Annotated in this window: 17 protein-coding genes and 1 other annotated feature; of the genes, 4 read left to right on the top strand and 13 right to left on the bottom strand. The window is 62.5% G+C overall.

Annotated elements, in window-relative coordinates:
• Positions 1 to 128: 128 nt before the first annotated feature.
• Positions 129 to 1028, bottom strand: a complete 900-nt coding sequence (locus BS629_RS27535) for a LysR family transcriptional regulator (protein ID WP_018242487.1) — start codon at positions 1026 to 1028, stop codon at positions 129 to 131.
• A gap of 159 nt (positions 1029 to 1187) precedes the next feature.
• Between BS629_RS27535 and BS629_RS27530 the strand changes: the two genes are divergently transcribed.
• A complete protein-coding gene (locus BS629_RS27530) occupies positions 1188 to 2177 on the top strand; it encodes an aldo/keto reductase (protein WP_018242488.1) in 990 nt (329 codons plus the stop codon).
• A gap of 100 nt (positions 2178 to 2277) precedes the next feature.
• Here BS629_RS27530 and BS629_RS27525 read toward each other — a convergent pair whose 3' ends face one another.
• The 6 genes from BS629_RS27525 to BS629_RS27500 all read right to left on the bottom strand — a co-directional run bounded on the left by BS629_RS27525 (position 2278) and on the right by BS629_RS27500 (position 9367).
• Positions 2278 to 3462 carry a DUF1501 domain-containing protein gene (locus tag BS629_RS27525; protein WP_018242489.1) on the bottom strand — a complete coding sequence of 395 codons (1185 nt, stop codon included), beginning with the start codon at positions 3460 to 3462 and terminating at the stop codon, positions 2278 to 2280.
• Between the two features lie 115 nt (positions 3463 to 3577).
• Positions 3578 to 5089, bottom strand: coding sequence for a DUF1800 domain-containing protein (locus BS629_RS27520; protein WP_018242490.1), 1512 nt, complete (start codon positions 5087 to 5089; stop codon positions 3578 to 3580).
• A gap of 210 nt (positions 5090 to 5299) precedes the next feature.
• Entirely contained in the window at positions 5300 to 5647 is a 348-nt protein-coding gene (locus BS629_RS27515; RefSeq protein WP_003560330.1) for a DMT family protein, read from the bottom strand.
• A gap of 267 nt (positions 5648 to 5914) precedes the next feature.
• Positions 5915 to 7162 (bottom strand): MFS transporter, encoded by a 1248-nt coding sequence (locus tag BS629_RS27510; RefSeq protein WP_018242492.1) that lies wholly within the window; start codon positions 7160 to 7162, stop codon positions 5915 to 5917.
• Between the two features lie 402 nt (positions 7163 to 7564).
• Positions 7565 to 8374, bottom strand: coding sequence for a class I SAM-dependent methyltransferase (locus BS629_RS27505; RefSeq protein ID WP_018242493.1), 810 nt, complete (start codon positions 8372 to 8374; stop codon positions 7565 to 7567).
• A gap of 81 nt (positions 8375 to 8455) precedes the next feature.
• Entirely contained in the window at positions 8456 to 9367 is a 912-nt protein-coding gene (locus BS629_RS27500; RefSeq protein WP_018242494.1) for an AraC family transcriptional regulator, read from the bottom strand.
• 93 nt (positions 9368 to 9460) lie between these two features.
• Between BS629_RS27500 and BS629_RS27495 the strand changes: the two genes are divergently transcribed.
• Positions 9461 to 10198 (top strand): SDR family oxidoreductase, encoded by a 738-nt coding sequence (locus BS629_RS27495; RefSeq protein WP_018242495.1) that lies wholly within the window; start codon positions 9461 to 9463, stop codon positions 10196 to 10198.
• A gap of 292 nt (positions 10199 to 10490) precedes the next feature.
• Here the strand turns inward: BS629_RS27495 and BS629_RS27490 are convergent, their stop codons facing one another.
• Positions 10491 to 11372 (bottom strand): NmrA/HSCARG family protein, encoded by an 882-nt coding sequence (locus tag BS629_RS27490; RefSeq protein ID WP_018242496.1) that lies wholly within the window; start codon positions 11370 to 11372, stop codon positions 10491 to 10493.
• 100 nt (positions 11373 to 11472) lie between these two features.
• On the opposite strand from BS629_RS27490, the gene BS629_RS27485 reads away from it, so the two are divergent.
• Positions 11473 to 12396 (top strand): LysR family transcriptional regulator, encoded by a 924-nt coding sequence (locus BS629_RS27485; protein ID WP_077988628.1) that lies wholly within the window; start codon positions 11473 to 11475, stop codon positions 12394 to 12396.
• A gap of 73 nt (positions 12397 to 12469) precedes the next feature.
• Here BS629_RS27485 and BS629_RS27480 read toward each other — a convergent pair whose 3' ends face one another.
• From BS629_RS27480 to BS629_RS27460, 5 genes are all read right to left on the bottom strand, one after another.
• Positions 12470 to 13936 carry a SulP family inorganic anion transporter gene (locus BS629_RS27480; protein ID WP_018242498.1) on the bottom strand — a complete coding sequence of 489 codons (1467 nt, stop codon included), beginning with the start codon at positions 13934 to 13936 and terminating at the stop codon, positions 12470 to 12472.
• A gap of 70 nt (positions 13937 to 14006) precedes the next feature.
• Positions 14007 to 14062: a sequence feature (sul1 is cis-regulatory element that is thought to sense ions involved in sulfur or methionine metabolism; They are found in Alphaproteobacteria), on the bottom strand.
• Between the two features lie 138 nt (positions 14063 to 14200).
• Positions 14201 to 14452, bottom strand: coding sequence for a hypothetical protein (locus BS629_RS27475; protein WP_018242499.1), 252 nt, complete (start codon positions 14450 to 14452; stop codon positions 14201 to 14203).
• A gap of 79 nt (positions 14453 to 14531) precedes the next feature.
• Entirely contained in the window at positions 14532 to 14909 is a 378-nt protein-coding gene (locus BS629_RS27470) for a response regulator (RefSeq protein WP_018242500.1), read from the bottom strand.
• Positions 14910 to 15041: 132 nt separating this feature from the next.
• Positions 15042 to 15299: a DUF4087 domain-containing protein gene (locus BS629_RS40050; protein ID WP_261316312.1), complete on the bottom strand. Its 258-nt coding sequence runs from the start codon at positions 15297 to 15299 to the stop codon at positions 15042 to 15044.
• Between the two features lie 239 nt (positions 15300 to 15538).
• Positions 15539 to 16327: a DUF899 domain-containing protein gene (locus BS629_RS27460; protein WP_018242503.1), complete on the bottom strand. Its 789-nt coding sequence runs from the start codon at positions 16325 to 16327 to the stop codon at positions 15539 to 15541.
• Between the two features lie 208 nt (positions 16328 to 16535).
• Here BS629_RS27460 and BS629_RS27455 point away from each other — a divergent pair, with 208 nt between their 5' ends.
• The gene (locus BS629_RS27455; RefSeq protein ID WP_026188431.1) at positions 16536 to 17180 is read left to right on the top strand and encodes an ankyrin repeat domain-containing protein; all 645 of its coding nucleotides are present in this window, start codon (positions 16536 to 16538) and stop codon (positions 17178 to 17180) included.
• The last annotated feature ends 77 nt before the right edge of the window (positions 17181 to 17257 follow it).

Below are 17257 nucleotides of genomic sequence, written 5' to 3'. Positions count from 1 at the left end.
TTCGTTTCAGATGGCGAGAAGGTAACGGCATCGGACCGAAAGGATTAGACGCCTCGGACAGCTAGGGTCTATTAGGCGGACTAATTAATCACGAGCTGTTGATAAGCCGTGATGGAATAAAATCGGCATTACTTTCCTCTATAGCGGAGCGCATCGACGAACAGGGTGAAGGCGGGAGATGCATGCCGCCTGTTCGGATAGTAGAGATGGTATCCAGGGAAGGGTTGGCACCAGTCCTCCAGAACCCGAATCAGCCGCCCGTCTTCAATGTAGGACTGAACCTGGTCCTCGGGCATGTAGGCCAGTCCCAACCCGTCCAGCACGGCGCCGATCCGCATGGCGATGTTATTGAACACCGTTTGGCCCTCGACACGGACGCGCAGTTCACGTCCGTCCTTCTCGAACTCCCAGGGATATATCGTCCCGTGCGTCGGCAGCCGCATATTGATGCAGTTGTGAGCCGTCAGATCTTGCGGGACATCAGGGCGCGGATGGTGGTCGAAATAGGAGGGCGCGCCAACGACTGCCATGCATACCTCGGGGCCGATCCGAACCGCGATCATGTCCTTCGCCAAATGCTCGCCGAGCCGGATGCCGGCGTCGTAACGCTCCGCCACGATGTCGGTCAGGCCGTAGTCGACGATCACCTCGACATTGATATCGGGATTATCAGGAAGAAATCGCGCCAATGCCGGGGCGAGAACGGAAATCGCAGGATGCTCGCCTGCCGTGATGCGAATGGTGCCAGCCGGCCGCTCACGCATTTCGCTCAAGGCGGCGATCTCGAACTGGATTTCCTCAAATCTCGGTCCAACCCGTTCCAGCAGACGTTCCCCTGCCTGTGTCGGCGACACGCTTCTGGTCGTGCGGGTCAAGAGGCGAAGCCCCAGCTTCTCTTCGAGGCCACGCACCGTCTGGCTCAACGCCGATTGCGACACGCCGAGCTTGGCGGCGGCCCTGGTGAAGCTCCGTTCCCTGGCGACGGTGAGAAAGGCGACGAGTTCGTTGAAATTGTTGTCCTGGGGCATTCATTAGTCCGCCTTATAGGTCCATGCGCATTACAGCATCTAATCGAAAGCTGACACGAGGACTAAGTTCACGTCAACTCAACTGCGAGACCTGGGGCAGCCGCTGCGTCCGATGACGCTTCTTCGCCTTCGCCTCGCAAAACAAGCGCGGATACGACCATGAAAATACGCAATATCGGCGATCTCCAAGTCTCGGCACTCGGTCTCGGCTGCATGAGCATGAGCGTCGCCTACGGCCCGCCCGCCGACGAAGGCGACATGATCAGATTGATGCGCACCGCCCATGAGCAGGGCGTGACCTTCTTCGACACGGCCGAAGCCTATGGCCCTTTTGCCAATGAAGAGCTTGTCGGCAAGGCCCTCGCACCGATCCGCGACCAGGTGGTCATCGCCACCAAATTTGGCTTCGATATCGATCAGCAAACCGGTGAACGCCGCGGCGGCACGAACAGCCGCCCCGATCATGTCAAGGCGGTTGCCGATGCCTCGCTGCGCCGACTGAAGACGGATCACATCGACCTGTTCTACCAGCACCGCGTCGATCCCGACGTGCCGATCGAAGACGTGGCGGGCGCCGTCAAGGACCTGATCGCGGCCGGCAAGGTCAAACATTTCGGCCTTTCCGAAGCCGGCGTTCAAACGATCCGCCGCGCCCATTCCGTTCAGAAAGTGACTGGCGTCCAGAGCGAATATTCGCTCTTCTGGCGCGGCCCCGAAGCGGAACTGCTGCCCGCCCTTCAGGAACTCGGCATCGGTTTCGTGCCCTTCAGCCCGCTCGGCGCAGGCTTCCTGACCGGCAAGATCGACGAGAACACCAAGTTCGATGCGAGCGATTTCCGCAACATCGTGCCACGCTTTTCACCTGAGGCGCGCAAGGCCAATTTTGCGCTCGTCGACCTGATCAGGCGGATCGGCGATCGCAAGGGCGCAACACCCGCACAGATCGCCCTCTCCTGGCTGCTGGCCCAAAAGCCATGGATCGTTCCGATCCCGGGAACAACGAAGCAGCATCGGCTGGAAGAGAATCTCGGGGCGGTAGACGTCGACCTGCTCGCCGACGACCTCGCCGAGATCGACGCCGCCCTCTCCGGCATCGAAGTCCAAGGCGAGCGGCTTCCCGAGGCAGCACTGAAGATGACCGGCCGATAAGGCTTGTCGCCGATGCCGCCCGCCCTTTCGCTTGGGCTCAGGGCGTTCGGCCTCTGCGATCGATTCACTGGATCATCGCTCACGCTTTGCGAGATCGGGCCTACCCCCGCAGAAACTGCGATCCCTTGTCGAACCCCAGTCCCGGAAAGATCTTCCCCGTCAAATCATCGGCAGACACATCGAACTGCCGGTACAGCATCGCCGCGGCGAGCTCGCGCACGTCGGCGGTCGGCATCAGGTCGCGGTCGTCGAGCAGCTGGCCGTCGCCGATGCCCGGCCAACGGCCGAGGATGCGGCCGCCGTTGATGGCGCCGCCGGCAAGCAGCGCGCAGCCGCCGGTGCCGTGGTCTGTGCCGGCTGAGCCGTTCTGGCGCACGGTGCGGCCGAACTCCGTCATGGCAAGCACCACCGTCTTTGCCCAGATCTCAGGCCCGAGCGTGGTCTTCAACGTATTGATCGCCTGCGAAAGGTCCTGCACCGGCCGCTTGAACTGGCCGGCCTGGCCGATATGCGTGTCCCAGCCGCTGATCGAGAAGCTGGCGATGCGGTAATCGCCCTTCAGCATGTTGCCGGCGAGCGCCGCCACATCGGCGATCTTGGCGCCGCGCTGCCCCTCCGGCTCGACCATCATCGAGGCGCTGTCGGCCCGCGTCGCCTCGGCAAGTGCTTCGGCGAACGGCGGATCACCGGCATAGAGCCGCGCCAGGAACTGCATCTCGTCGCGCGCCGGCGCCAGATTGGAATCCGACGCCCAGACATCGACATTGTTGGGTCCGGAGAGGATCAGCTCCGTCGAAGTGTTGATGTCGATCGCCTTGCGCGCATCCGAGCGCGGAATGACGGCGAGCGCCCGGTTCAGCCAGCCGGTCTTTTCCTCGGCGACATGCTCGCCACCGGATTCCAGCATGTCCTGCCCGTCGAAATGGCTGCGCTGGTCGCGGTAGGGCGTCGACACCGCATGCACGAAGGCGAGCTCCCGGCTCTTCCACAGGGGCATCAGCTCGGCGGCCGCTGGATTGAGGCCAAAATGGCCATCGAGATCGAGAAGCCCGGTATCGGGCGTCAGCGCCAGTGTCGGCCTGAGCGCCGCAAAGCCGGCATCGCCATAGGGCTGCACAAGATCCAGCCCGTCCATCGCGCCGCGCAGCACGATGGTGACGAAACGGTTGTCACCCGGCATCGCCGCGAAAGTGACCGGCGTGAAGATGGGGGCGGCGGCAAGACAGCAGGCAGAGGTCAGAAAGCCGCGGCGGGACAGCGAAATCCGGTTCGTGGGCAGCGTCATGGGCGGGGCCTCCTAAGCAGGTTCCGGAAAAGTGTCCAACGGTTTTCCGGCCAGAACCTGCGACAAAACCAAAAAGCTAAGCAGACGAAGCGTTGGCTTGCCAACGAAAGTCTGCTTAGCGGCGATTGAATTCGGGCGATGCCAGCACCAGCGTCAGCCCGCTGATCTTGTTCGGCGCCTGCGATACCACGCGGATCGTCTCGTCGCGGGCGGCATCGGCAAGCGTCGACTTCAGGAATTCACGCGGATCCTGGTCGCGACCGAACTGGGCCGCGGCCCGCCTTGCCCAGGCCAGCCGCTCAGCGAGCTGGCTGCCGGTGATCCAGGCGGAGAAGCCTTCCTCGAAACCGGCCGGGCTCGGCGGCAGCCAGGTCGGCTGCCCCATGCGCTTGAGTGCCCCCTGCCCCAGCGCCCGCGCCGTCTGGAAGGCTTTGAGGCGCTTCTCCCTCGCCTCGCCGGCGGGATCCGTCGGCACCGGCGCTCCTGCCATACCAGGCGTGTTCGCTGCCATGTCGCCCTCGTCGGTACCCTGCTGGTTGGCGGCCAGGAAACTGCCGACGACGCCGTTGACCGGTCCCGCATTCAACGCCCTCAGGCCGGCGACGACGTAGTCGAAAGGCTGGCGCGCCTTGGCGCCCTCGTCGCGCCAGGCGGCGGGATGGTCGAGCATCGCAGTGTAGACGGCGGTGAGGTCGCCATCCGTTTTCTTCCAGGCTTCGGCCATGTCGGACACCATCCCCTCGTCGGGCTGGTCGGAGATGAAATGCACCGCGAGCTTGCGGCTGATATGCGCCGCCGTCTTCGGATGGAGCGCGAGATCGTCGAGCATGTCGAGATAATCGTCGCGCGAGCGCCTGCGCCCGCCATAGCTGACGCCGAGCACCTCATGTGAGCCGGGTTCTGATATATTTGGCCGGAAGGCGATGTCCATCTCCTTGCGGTCGATGGTGAGCCCCGTCAGTACCATGGCGGCCGCCGTGACGTCCGCCTGGCTATAGCCGCTGCCGGCGCCGAGCGTGTGCAGCTCCAGCAGTTCGCGGCCGAGATTTTCGTTCAGCCCCTTATTGCGTTTCATGCCGCCGGCCGAATCCGGCCCGAGTGAATCCGCCTGGTCGAGATAGATCAGCATGGCCGGATGGGCGGTGGCATTGCGCAGCAGATCGCCGAACTTGCCTGATATGAACGGCCGGACCGCCTCGGCCTCGTAGAGCGGCACGATGAGGCGCATCGGCAGGCTCTTGTTGGCGCTGGTGGAGAAATGATCGGTCCAGAAGGTCGCCAGCCGCTCGTAGAAGCCGTACGGCGACAACACCGCCTGCATCAGCCGCAGGTTCGCATCATGTTGAAACTGCTGCTGCGCCTGATGCTGCACCCCTTTGCGGATCTCGCGCTGCGTCGTATCGTCGGTCACCGTCTTGGCGTCCTGCCGGATCTGCTTGAGCTGCTGCTGCAGGCTGAGGATCGCCTGGTGACGCATCTCGGGGCCGCCGAGGGGAAAGTCCGGCATCGCCGCCACCCCCTTGCGCAGCTGGCCGATGAGCTCGTCCTTGCTGCTCGGCGGCGCCTCGCCTGGCCGGAAACCATAACCGAACCGGATCGCCGCCATCGTCGGGAAAGACAGGCTCATGGCCGTTCACCTCATGATCACCGCTAAAGCAATTCCAACAAAAGTGCGTCGCGGTTTTGTGTCCGGAATTGCGTCAAACAAAAGTCAGAGCATTTCCGTGCCCGGAAATGCTTGAGGTGACAGGCTGCCAGCCGATTGCGACCGCAATCTGTAGGAAATGCGGCGATATCTAGACATGGACGATTTGTAATCTGTTGAAAAGGCTAAAGTTTATGCACGGAAGATGAAGGATGCACCAATTGCGATCAGGGCAAAGCCGATCGCATGGTTCCAGGTCAGGTTCTCGCCGAGCCAGAAAATCGAGAAGCCGGAAAAGACGATCAGCGTGATCACCTCCTGCATCGTCTTCAACTGAGCCGTCGTATAGACCGCCGATCCGATGCGGTTCGCCGGCACCGCCAGGCAATATTCAAAGAAGGCAATGCCCCAGCTGACGATGATGGCGAGGAAGATCGCGCTGCTCTTGTGCTTCAGATGCCCGTACCAGGCAAAGGTCATGAAGATGTTGGAGGCAAACAGCATGACGACGGGCCAGACGGCGGCGGGAGAAAAGGACATGGAGAAACTCGGGGGCTGTGGAGGAAGGATCGAGCCGGTGAGATGCCAGCGGGCTTTACCTAGCACGCCGCCATCCGACGGCAAGCCCTCAAGGCTCGGACCAATCGTCTCACGACAGATTGGGATCAGCGGCAACTTGCGCAGCGGCTTGCCTTCCAGCATCACCCTGTTGCGGTCAACGTTTTACAATCGCATCTGCGGTTGCAAAGTGCTCAAGAGCTGAAAGGCCGGCGACATCGCCGCCGGCCTTCATAACCGCAGGCAGCGCTAGATTCGCATCGCGCCATGCGGTCCCTCGGCCTCCTCCGTGCCGAAGCGGACATCCTTCTTCTCGTAGCCGAAGCCGGCAAGGGCCGCGACGATGAACGCCACGGCCGCGACGATCAGGAGCGCATAGGCATAGTCGCCGTCCCAGCGGGCGGCCAGCCCCGCCTGCAGCGTTGCATTGCCCGAGGCGAGCAGGTTACCGAGCTGGTAGGCGAAGCCGGGAAAGGTGCCGCGCACCTCGTCCGGGGACAGCTCGTTCAGATGCACCGGCACGATGCCCCAGGCGCCCTGGACGAAGAACTGCATCAGGAAAGCGCCGATGGCGAGCAGCACCGGCCCGGGCGCATAGGCCCAGAGCGGCGCGACGGGCACGGCAATCAGCGCGGCGATGACGATGGCCTTCTTCCGGCCGATCCGCTGCGACAGTGCGCCGAAGAACAGCCCGCCGCAGATCGCCCCGATATTGTAGACGATGGCGATGGCGCCGACCGTATAGCTCGAATAGTTGCGCTGGGTTTCGAGGAAAGTCGGGTAGATATCCTGCGTGCCGTGGCTGAAGAAGTTGAACGCCGTCATCAGGAGCACTGCCCAGATGAACAGCGGACGATTCTCGCGCAGCACCGACAGGAATGGTCGCCGCCCCTTGGCCTGCCGCTTCAGGAAGGCTGGGCTTTCCTCGACATTGCGCCTGATGTAGAGCACCAGCAGCGCCGGCACCGCGCCGACAAAAAACATGCCGCGCCAGCCGATGACCGGGAAGAGCAGGAAGAACACGATCGAGGCGATCAGATAGCCCGAGGGATAGCCCGCCTGCAGGATGCCGGAAACGATGCCGCGGCTTTCCTCCGGCACCGTCTCCATAACAAGCGAGGCGCCGACGCCCCATTCGCCGCCCATGGCGATGCCATAGAGCGCCCTGAGCACAAGAAACATCGTGAGCCCCGTGGAAAAGCCCGTCAGGAACTCGAACAGCGAATAGAGCAGCACGTCGGCCATCAGCGTGATGCGTCGCCCGTAGCGGTCGGCGGCCAACCCGAAGATCAATGCGCCGAGCGCCCGCATGGCAAGCGTCAGGAAGATCGCCACCGAGACGGCGGGAACGTCGGTATGGAATTCCTCGGCGATATATTTGAGAACAAAGACGAGAATGAAGAAATCGAAAGCGTCGAGCGTCCAGCCGAGATAGCTGGCGATGACGGTATTGCGCTGCTGCGGCGTCAGCCGGCGCAGGCTTTCCAAAGCGGACATCTGATATTCCTCCGTCCGAAAGCGGCGGCGAGGCGGGCAATTCCGGATGCCGTCGGAAGGGGTGCCCGAAACGGGCAGGTTGTGGCTGTCAAGGGCTGCTATTGCGCGGGGAGCGCTCGGTCGCAGTCGAGACAGCGGGGATAATGTCAGCGATACTGGCCTAGTTCCATCACGTTTTACGTGATCGACGCTGCCTTGCGGAAGCGCGGCAGCATCGGGCGCTCCCATTCCCCGATATGGGAACCTCGACACCTATCCTTTGTCATCGACGCCAGAGGGAACCCACAACCTCTCTTCCCTCATTCCTGTGCTCGTCACAGGAATGAGGGAGAGTGGAGCGGGCACTCAGACCAATCGGCAGGAAGGCGGATGCGGCCGTAACGGCCGGTCATCACAACCAACCTAACCGCCGCCCGGCACCCTGCCCCGGCACGCCCACGCCACCGATGCGAACGACCGTGGCCCATCGGGCTCGCCGGCCTCGTAAGCGGCCCTGACGGCGCTATCGACCGCTTTTCGCTTCGCCGGGTCGAGCCCCGCGACATATTTGCCGAGCGGTCCCTCGCCGGCGGCGATCGGATCCCAGTAATCCCCGAAGGAAAGATATTCCATACGGATCAGCAACGAGGTCTCCTCGACATCAGCCAGGCCCTGCGCGATGAAGCTCTCCTGCATTTCCCCCGGCCGCATCATCGGCTGGAAACAATATTTGCGGCGCAGGGGCAGAGCGTTTTCGTCGAGCATCGCCACCGTATCCCACATCATCCGCATGCCGGACATGCCGCCATAATGGTCCCAGACGGCGGCGGCGACCACGCCACCCGGGCGCACCACACGGCACATCTCGGACACCGCCTTTCCCGCCTCCGGCACGAAATGCAGCACCAGCAGTGACATCGCCCTGTCGAAGCGATTATCCTTGAAGGGAAGCGCGCAGGCATCGGCCTGCCGGATCGTGATCCGCGGATCGGTGTTGCGTCGCGTTGCGGCCTCGATGAAAACCGGCGAATAGTCGACGGCGACGATCTCCTGCAGACCCGGCGTTTCCGCCAGCGTGAACGCCAGGCTGCCGGTGCCGCAGCCGACATCGAGCACGCGATCGCCATCCGCGAGACCGGCGAAGTCGACCAGCATCGGCGCCAGCTTCCTGCTCCAGCGCCCCATCAGCCGTTCATAACCATCAGCACTTTCGACATTGAAACTCGACGGCATTGAAGTCTCCCCCTTCAAGGACGATGGTCTGTCGACGGACAATAGGATTCCCCAGCAACCCTCGCAAGCGGAACAGCCTTCTCACCCGACCTTCGCGTCCGACCAGTAGCGCTTCGGTGCGCGCCCGAACACACGCTTGAACGCGTTTCCGAAGGCGCTTTCGGAGGAATATCCGAGTGCCGCGGCAAGGCCGGCGACCGAGACATCCTCCCGGCGCAGGGCTTCGCGGGCGCGATGCATGCGCCAGCGCGTGAGATAGTCGAGGGGTGCAACGCCGACCAGTTCCTTGAAACGTTGCGCAAAGGCGGAGCGCGACATGCCGATCCGGGTCGCCAGCGCCTCGACCGTCCAGCGATGGCCGGGGCTGTTGTGGATCAGGCTGATCGCCGCGCCGATCTGCGGATTTGTCAGCGCGCCGATCCATCCCGTTTCGGCAGCACCCTCCCGGCCCACATAGGCCCGCAGCGCCTGCACGAGCAGGATGTCGCCCATGCGCCGCGTCATCAGCGTCGAGCCCATCTGCCCGGCCTCGAGTTCGTCGTCGAGGGTTGCGAGCGTAGTGCTGAGGAGCGCGGCGGCCCGGTCGCTGGCCGGGATATGAATGAACGGCGGCAGCGCGTCGAGCAGCAGCCGGGCGTTGCCGCCTCCGATGACGAAGCTGCCGCCGATCAGCGCGGTCTCGCCACCGCCGTGCCGGGCGATGTTGGAATGCTCCCAGTCGAAGAAGGCGATCCCGTCCTCCGACTCCCTATCGAGATCGTTGGCGATCACATAGGCGGGCGCATTGGCAAGCAGGAAGGTGTCGCCCGCGACAAGCGAAAATGGCGGCTCACCCGGCAGAACGATCGAGCACGCGCCGCGCAGGACAGCAACGAACTTGAGCGCGGGCTTGGCCGGAAAACGAAACGCCCATTGCCCTCCGACCTCGAAACGTGTGCAGCGCGCACTCTCTAGCTCGAGCAGCGAAAAGACATCGGACAAGGGATCGATCATGGGTTCTGGACGATCTCGACGAAATCATGGAGCAACCAGCATAGATTCTCCAGGCAGCACCTGCAATCCTCAAAAGCACAAAGGAGAACGAAGATGCCTGATATCAAGGACAAGGTTATTGCAATCACGGGTGCCAGCAGCGGCATCGGCGAAGCCACGGCGCTGCTGCTGGCCGGGCGCGGCGCAAAGCTCGTGCTTGGAGCCCGCCGCGCCGACCGGCTGCAGGCCCTGGCGCGACGTATCACCGAAAACGGCGGCGAGGCCGTCTGCCTCGCCATGGACGTAAAAAAGCGCGAGGACCTCACAGCTCTCGTGGCGCTTGCCTGCAACAACTATGGTAGGATCGACGTGATGATCAACAATGCCGGCATCGGGCCGATCTCCCTTCTTGATGAACTGCGGGTCGAGGATTGGGAGGAGATGATCGACGTCAACATCAAGGGGCCGCTCTATGGCATCGCCGCGGCCTTGCCGGTGTTCCGCCGGCAGGGTTCCGGCCACTTCGTCAACACGCTCTCGACCGCCGGCCTCATCATCAAGCCGACCATGGCCGTCTATGCCGGCACGAAAAACGCCATGCGCACCATCGCCGAAGGCCTGCGGCTGGAGGCCGGCCCGCATCTGCGCGTCACCAACATCTCGCCGGGATTTATAAGAACCGATTTCACCGGCTCCATGACCAGCCCAGAGATCAAGGCCGAGATGGCAAAGCGCATGGACGAGATGGCAATTTCACCCGATGCCATCGCCCGCGCCATAGCCTTCGCCATCGAGCAACCCGCCGATGTCGATATCAGCGACATCGTTGTTAGGCCGACCGCTCAGGCGTGAGGTATCGTTGGCAGCGACGGCTCCCGTCGATCTTGAACAGCAGGACAATCGCCATGCGGCGTGGAACGGTCGATCTGCCAGTCCAGCGCGCTTCAATTCTGCGATGTAGAGTTCGGACATGCCTTTGCTCTCCGTCATGCCCGGGCTTGACCCGAGCATCCACGCGGCACCCGTGAGCGGCCATGGCGTTGATCCGCGGCTTAAGTGTATAGCTCAAGGATGACGGAGAGTGTGGCCAAGGCCATCATCACCTGTCGGTGACACCGGTCAGATCACCGGTGTCACAGCGAACTCACCCAGCCGCCTTATCGAGCACACTCCAGTCAAAACCGCGTGCCCAGTCGGCGTAGCTGTGCCAGCCGACATCGGGGAAGTCGCGGCGCAGGGCGGCGATATCGGCGTCGTAGCCGGTACGGTCGAACCATTCGAACATCAGCGCCGTATCCTCGCTCTGCTGCCGTATCGCCGCGATCGGCAATTCCCGGTAAGTGATTGGGCGGCCGAGCACCTCGGACAGGATCGTCGCCTGCTGCGCGCCGGACAATTCGTCGCCGGCAATATCGAAACGCTTGCCGAACACCTGCTCGCGCCTCTCGGCCAAGGTCGCGACGAAAGCGCCGATGTCATCGATGGTGACCTGTTGCAGCACGCGGGCGGGCGGCAGCGCTGCGGCATAGACGCCTTGGCGCAGCCCGTCGATCGCCCACGGCGCCACGGTGTTCTCCATGAAGGCGACGGGCGCGCTGATCGTGTAGGGAATGCCGAGGCCTGCAATGTGCTTCTCGACGAGATACTTGCTGTCGAAATGCGGTATGCCGGTCTTCTTGTGCGCATCGGCGACGGACGAATAGATCAGGTGGCCGATGCCGGCGGCCTTTGCCGCATCGGCGGCGGCAATGCCCTGACGGGTTTCCGCGTCCGTTCCGGCTTCGTAGCTGTTGCCCATCAGGAACATCGCGTCGACGCCCTCTGCTGCCGCCGCCACGGATGCCCCGTCATCGAGATTGCCGGCGACGACCTCGACCCCTGCCGCAGCCAGCCGCTTTGCGCCATCGCTCTCCGGCCGGCGGCTGATTGCCTTGACGCGGTGGCCTCGCGCGATCAGCGCACGCACGACCGCGCCGCCTTGCTGGCCGGTGGCGCCTGTGACCAGTACGCTTCGTGTATTGCTCATCTGTCTTCTCCTTGTTGTGACTGATGCAGCAGAGGTAAGGCCTGTCGTATTGAACCATAATGGCCTATAATTGGAAAACATCGTGCCACACCAGGATACAATGCTCGATCTCAACGATATCATGATTTTCGCCCGCGTCGTCGAATCGGGCAGCTTCACCGCCGCCGCGCGCTTGCTCGGCATGCCGAAGACGACGGTCAGCCGCCGTATCGCCGCACTCGAGCGCGAACTCGGCATCCGGCTTCTGCAGCGCACGACCCGCAGCCTCAACCTGACGGCTTCAGGGCGTCTCTACTACGAAGAAAGCAGCCAGGCGCTGCGCACGATCGAGGGCGCCAACCAGCGGCTTGCCGAAGCGCGTTCGGAGCCTGCCGGCACGATCAGTATATCGGCGCCGGTCGGCTTCGGTGGCCACTTCCTCCAGGATGCGATCTTCGAATTTCTTTCGAGCTACCCGAAGACGAGCGTCGAGCTGCGCCTGACCGACGACAGGCTGAACCTCGTCGAAAGCGGTATAGACCTCGCCTTCCGCACCGGCGTCCTCGAAGATTCTACCTTGGTGGCCCGCAAACTCGGTTCGATGCACCGCCTTCTCTGCGCAAACCCGGACTATCTCGCCCGCTGCGGCCCACCTGGTGTGCCTGAAGATCTCGCCCGCCACGACTGCGTCATCGCCTGCCAGGCCACACATGCGCAATGGTTGCTGGAAGGGCCGCACGGTCAGGAAACGGTCGCGGTTTCGGGCCGCTTCGCCGCCAACGAGATGCAGGCGGTGATGGCCGCCGCGATCGCCGGCCATGGCATCGCCCAATTGCCGCACCGATTCGCCGAAGCCTGCATCAAGGACGGGCGGCTGCGCCGCGTTCTCGACGGCTATACGACCCCGGCCGGCGGCTTGCATGTCGTCTATCCCAGCAGCCGACACCTGCCGCCTTTGGTCAAGGCATTCATCGAACTGGCCGTCAGACGGCTGAACGCCACGGGAATCGGCGGCGGCGATGATTTCGCGATCGTCTCGCGCTAGACCAGGATGTCGTCCGAAAACCGCTCACACTTTTCGGCATCATGCTCTAGGAAATCCGCCCGCTCTCGCGCCGTCACACCTCTTCCAGCACCACCTTGCTGTCGAGGCTTCCGATCAAGGTCGCGCTCGCCTGGTTGAGGCCCACGACCTCCACGGCGATGCCGTGCGCCCTGAACCGTTGAACGACCTTGTCGAGTGCGGCAACGGCGGTGATGTCCCAGAAATGTGCCTCGGACACGTCGATCAGCACAGACCTGCCGATCGCATCCTGAACGTCGAAGGCTTCGACGAAGACGTCGGCGGAGGCAAAGAACACTTGGCCGGACACGCGATAGGTCAACCGCCCGGCAGCTTGGTCGGGCGCCACGTCAACGCGCAGCAGGCCGGCAACCTTGAAGGTGAAGAACACGCCGCTGAGCAGCACTCCGACCGTCACCCCGAGCGCCAGATTGGCGGTGAAGACGGTGACGACAACGGTTGCCACCATGACGGCGCTCGACATCCTGGGATGAACCACAACGGATCTAAGCGACGACCAGTCGAACGTGTCGATCGACACCATGACCATGATCGCCACCAGCGCGGCGACCGGAACCTCGGAGACCCACGGCTTCAGGAGCACCATCAGGATCAGCAGGAACGCGCCGGCAAATAGCGTCGAGAGCCGGCCGCGCCCACCATATTTCACGTTGCTCACCGTCTGGCCGATCATGCCGCAGCCGGCGATACCTCCGAACAGGCTCGCGGCCGCGTTGGCGAGGCCGAGACCAGTGCATTCACGGTTCTTCGAGCTTGGCGTATCCGTGAGATCGTCGACGACGCTCGCCGTCATCATCGATTCCAGCAACCCGACCATGGCGATGGCAAATGCAGGTCCGGCGATGATCCGAAACGTTTCAACCGTCAGCGGCACCGCCGGCCAGCCGAAAACAGGCAGCGAATCCGGCAGCTTGCCGAGGTCGGCGACGGTGAGAACGGGAAGTCCGAGCGCCATCGAAGCGACGGTCAGGATCAGGATGCAGATCAGCGGCGACGGGATCGCGGTGGTGATCCGCGGCGTCAGGTAAATGATGACAAGCCCGGCAATCAGCACGGCATATTCCATCCAGCCGGCGCCGACAATATGCGGCATCTGCGCGGCAAAGATCAGAATAGCCAGCGCATTGACGAAGCCGGTGCGGACGGATTTCGACACGAAGCGCATCAACACGCCAAGCCGCAGCACGCCGAAGGCGATCTGGATTAACCCCGCCACCAGCCCGGCCGCAAAGAGATAGGGCAAGCCGTGGGCATGCACCAGCGGTGCCGCGACCAGCGCCACCGATCCGGCGGCGGCCGAAATCATCGCCGGGCGTCCGCCGGTAAAGGCGATGACGATGCCGATCACGAAAGAGGCGAACAGCCCGACCTCGGGATCGACCCCGGCCACGAACGAGAAAGCGATCACCTCGGGGATCAGAGCGAAAGTCGCCACCGCTCCGGCAAGCATTTCGCGCATGGGATTGGCGGACCAATCACGACGGATGGAGGAAAGCAGCATAGGATGGATTCTCGCAAAGCATGTCCGGCCCTACTCTGTCGAGCGGTCGCGTGATGGCATGCAGGTTTTGCGTTGTCTGGCGGATCGGCGGCCAGAAGAGCCACCCGGGGTCTCACCGGGTCCGTGGTGAATGCCTGTTGTATAGACGAGATTTTTATCGCAGCGCAACATTCAATTGCGCTGAAATGAGAAACGCGAAAGTCGACGACCAGCCTCAGACACCCGAAGCGCGCGCTCCTCGCGCCCCTCTGGATTGCGGAGCCCTCACTGCCAAAGGAAGTCCGGCCCGGTGCTCTGCGACGTCAGCTTGAGCGTCCCGTCCGGCTGAACGACATAGGTCTCGAACACACGGTAACCGAAATCGCCAAGAAAGGTATTCTTGACCACCGTTCCTGGACGATAGGGCGAATGGAGGACCTTTCCGCCATAGGTGAGGCTGCCCGGAAGCGGCTGCGGATCCCCTGCGCTGGCGCAGGCCGAGAGGGCGAAAAGAACGCCAATGAGCGCGTATTTCATCCGGACTATCTCCTCGGGCAGGCAGTAGCGGCCTGAACGACGTCGATCTCCTTCTTATCACAACGCAGCTTGCTGCTGTTCACAAAGCAGTCTTGCTGCTGTCGAAGTTTTTGCGTCGCTGCTCCGCCCGCGAGAGTGCGCTGGCGATCCTCTCATCGGTGAAGGGCTTGGAGATCACATCAAGCGCGCCTTCGATACCGTGACCGACATTCTCGGGACTACCGGTCACGAAGATGACGTCAACCCGATGTCGGTCGATCAACCGGCGCGCGAGCTGAGCGCCGCTCAGCCCGTCGGAGAGACTGAGATCGACGAGCGCGACATCACTTCTCTGAGCGTGGGCGAGAGCCTGCTCCACCGTCGAAACCGGGCCGATGGTCTGGTGTCCAGCCTCTTGCGCAATGCGTTCGAGTTCCAGAGCGATAAAATTCTCGTCTTCTACAATCATGACCTTCATGAATAAGCCTCCTCATAGACGGGCAGTTAGGCGCACTACCGGTAGCGGGTACAACGCAACCGTCCCCGGAATGTTTCCACTTTGAGAAGAATAATTTGGCGATCGGCGGGCAGCGCCGCGTTACCGGTTCTGCTATTGGTCCTTGTGGAGGAACCAGCCGATGGCGCGGTCGCTCCGGCATCGGGAAAGCGGCAATTGCCGCACGGAATGAATCCGGATGATCGCCCTTTCGTCATCCGTATCGACGTTCATGCAGGCGCAGGCATAGCCGTGACCGGCATTCGTGTAGATATATTCGCCATTCGTCAGGTCGGGAATCTCATCCATTCCCTCAGCCGTCGGACCGCCTGTATTGTCCATGATGCCCCAGCCGCCATCGGCATCGTTCAGCGACTAGGTCCGCGTGGCGGGATTGTCCAGCCAGCCGCAGCGCTGCTCGGCTTGCGCTGCGGCGGGCGTCAGAATCATCATCAGAACAAGCACATGCAATCTTCTCATCGGCCCCTCCGCGTCGCAGGCCACTATGCATGGGCCGTGAGCGGCAAGGCAAACGGCTCTATGGCGGGCGACGCGAAGATTCGGCGGCGCGGCACGACGGATCGGAGCTCCCCGGCCGCAATCCGCCGCGCTCACGATTTCTCGTTTGCGCTCTCGGCCCGAAACGCCGCCTCTCCTGCATCTGACACCTCGACCCATTTCTTATCGGGCTCGGCGTCCGGCATATAGCTGTCGTGCCAGTTCCACCACTTGTAGGTCGGGGTCTGGGGATAGCCCTTCGGCGAATCCTCCCAGACCTCCTGGCGTCCGAGCGGCGTGATGTCGAGGTAGTTCCAGGTGCCACCCATCTGCTCGTCGCCGCGGTTATTGATGAAATAGGTGCGGAAGATGCGCTCGCCGTCGCGGTAGAACACGTTGGTGCCGTGCCACTCGTCGACGCCGAAGTCCTTGTCGAATCTGTCGGTGATCGTGACCCACGGCATCGTCCAGCCCATCCGCGCCTTCAGCCGTGCAATGTCGGCCTGCGGCGCGCGCGAGGCGAAGACCAGCGTCGTGTCGCGGGCGTTGAGATGGGCGACATGGGCAACCTGGTCGGCTACCATCGAGCAGCCGCGGCAGGCATGTTCGGGCCAGCCGAACACGCTGGGCTCGTAGAAGGCGCGGTAGAGGATGAGCTGGTGTCTGTTGTCGAACAGGTCGAGCAGGCTGACCTTGCCCTGAGGTCCCTCAAACGCATAGCCCTTCTCGACAGCCATCCACGGCATGCGTCGGCGCTCGGCGGCCAGCGCGTCGCGGGCGCGGGTCTCAGCCTTTTCCTTCACGAGCAGTTGCTCGCGCGCCGCCTCCCAAGCCTGCGGCGACACGACCGGTGGTTTATGCATGGCTTGTCCGCCTTTTCCATTCTCGGCTGAAACAGTCATGGCTTTCAATCTCCTCATTAGGGCGATTTCCCGGGCTTGGAAGCCGGTTCATCACGCATTGGTCTGAGATAGTTTCGCATCGGAAATCGAACAGGGGGAGTAACAAGTGTGACCGTATTCCCTGGAGCCGTCGGTCATAGCCGTGGCGCGTGCGTGGTGCTGGCCGGGAGCGCGTCCATTAGCGTAATCTTGTTTACGAATGGGCCGCGTGCTAGAACGCAACACGGCGCATACGAACCCTGATCAAACCGAGATCGTGCCCGTGAATGTTTTAATCGCGACTGTTGCTGCGCTTATCATTGGCGTTATGCCCTCATGGGCAGGTCCTTTGCACGACGCGGCCAAGGACGGCGATATCGCCCGCGTCACACAGTTGCTGAGCCAGAGCTCCGATCTGTCGGAGCCCGATGAGGCGGGCGAGCCGGCGCTGATTATCGCGTCATTGGCGGGCCGTGCCGATGTCGTCGCTCTTTTGCTGGATCGCGGCGCCGACATCGAAGTTCGCAACAAGGGTGGGCTGACGGCACTGCATGCGGCAGCCTATGGAGGAAATCTGGAGGTGGTGAAACTGCTTGTCGCAGAGGGAGCTGATGTCAACGACAGGAAGAATTTCTATCAGATGTCGCCGCTGCACGGCGCCGCCGAAGAAGGCCGTACCGAGATAGTGGCTTTTCTCTTGACCAATAATGCGGATGTCGAAGCGACGGAAAGAAACGGGTACACGCCTCTCACTCAAGCCGGGTGGCGGGCGCATTGGGATACGGCCAAATTACTCATGGAAGCCGGTGCTGTTTGCCAGAAAGCCGAGCTTGTGGGCGAACCGCTCTACAAGGAATGCACCAAACGGCAATAGCATTTCGCTTGAGGTAACAGACCGCGTCCGGGAACGGAGCTTGTTATGTCTTATCATGTGCAAAAATGCGGTACACG

The sequence above is a fragment of the Rhizobium leguminosarum bv. viciae USDA 2370 genome (genome assembly GCF_002008365.1).
GTDB classification, from domain to species: domain Bacteria; phylum Pseudomonadota; class Alphaproteobacteria; order Rhizobiales; family Rhizobiaceae; genus Rhizobium; species Rhizobium leguminosarum.
Note: the sequence above shows the minus strand (reverse complement) of the source record. Positions and strands in the feature narration are given on the sequence as shown.

Coding starts and splice junctions, on each gene's coding strand:
- BS629_RS27480 (WP_018242498.1), bottom strand. CDS start 13,936: ATGCTGCTTTCCTCCATCCGTCGTGATTGGTCCGCCAATCCCATGCGC.
- BS629_RS27515 (WP_003560330.1), bottom strand. CDS start 5,647: ATGTCCTTTTCTCCCGCCGCCGTCTGGCCCGTCGTCATGCTGTTTGCC.
- BS629_RS27475 (WP_018242499.1), bottom strand. CDS start 14,452: ATGAAATACGCGCTCATTGGCGTTCTTTTCGCCCTCTCGGCCTGCGCC.
- BS629_RS27490 (WP_018242496.1), bottom strand. CDS start 11,372: ATGAGCAATACACGAAGCGTACTGGTCACAGGCGCCACCGGCCAGCAA.
- BS629_RS27525 (WP_018242489.1), bottom strand. CDS start 3,462: ATGACGCTGCCCACGAACCGGATTTCGCTGTCCCGCCGCGGCTTTCTG.
- BS629_RS27495 (WP_018242495.1), top strand. CDS start 9,461: ATGCCTGATATCAAGGACAAGGTTATTGCAATCACGGGTGCCAGCAGC.
- BS629_RS27460 (WP_018242503.1), bottom strand. CDS start 16,327: ATGACTGTTTCAGCCGAGAATGGAAAAGGCGGACAAGCCATGCATAAA.
- BS629_RS27500 (WP_018242494.1), bottom strand. CDS start 9,367: ATGATCGATCCCTTGTCCGATGTCTTTTCGCTGCTCGAGCTAGAGAGT.
- BS629_RS27520 (WP_018242490.1), bottom strand. CDS start 5,089: ATGAGCCTGTCTTTCCCGACGATGGCGGCGATCCGGTTCGGTTATGGT.
- BS629_RS27535 (WP_018242487.1), bottom strand. CDS start 1,028: ATGCCCCAGGACAACAATTTCAACGAACTCGTCGCCTTTCTCACCGTC.
- BS629_RS27530 (WP_018242488.1), top strand. CDS start 1,188: ATGAAAATACGCAATATCGGCGATCTCCAAGTCTCGGCACTCGGTCTC.
- BS629_RS27470 (WP_018242500.1), bottom strand. CDS start 14,909: ATGAAGGTCATGATTGTAGAAGACGAGAATTTTATCGCTCTGGAACTC.
- BS629_RS27485 (WP_077988628.1), top strand. CDS start 11,473: ATGCTCGATCTCAACGATATCATGATTTTCGCCCGCGTCGTCGAATCG.
- BS629_RS27505 (WP_018242493.1), bottom strand. CDS start 8,374: ATGCCGTCGAGTTTCAATGTCGAAAGTGCTGATGGTTATGAACGGCTG.
- BS629_RS27510 (WP_018242492.1), bottom strand. CDS start 7,162: ATGTCCGCTTTGGAAAGCCTGCGCCGGCTGACGCCGCAGCAGCGCAAT.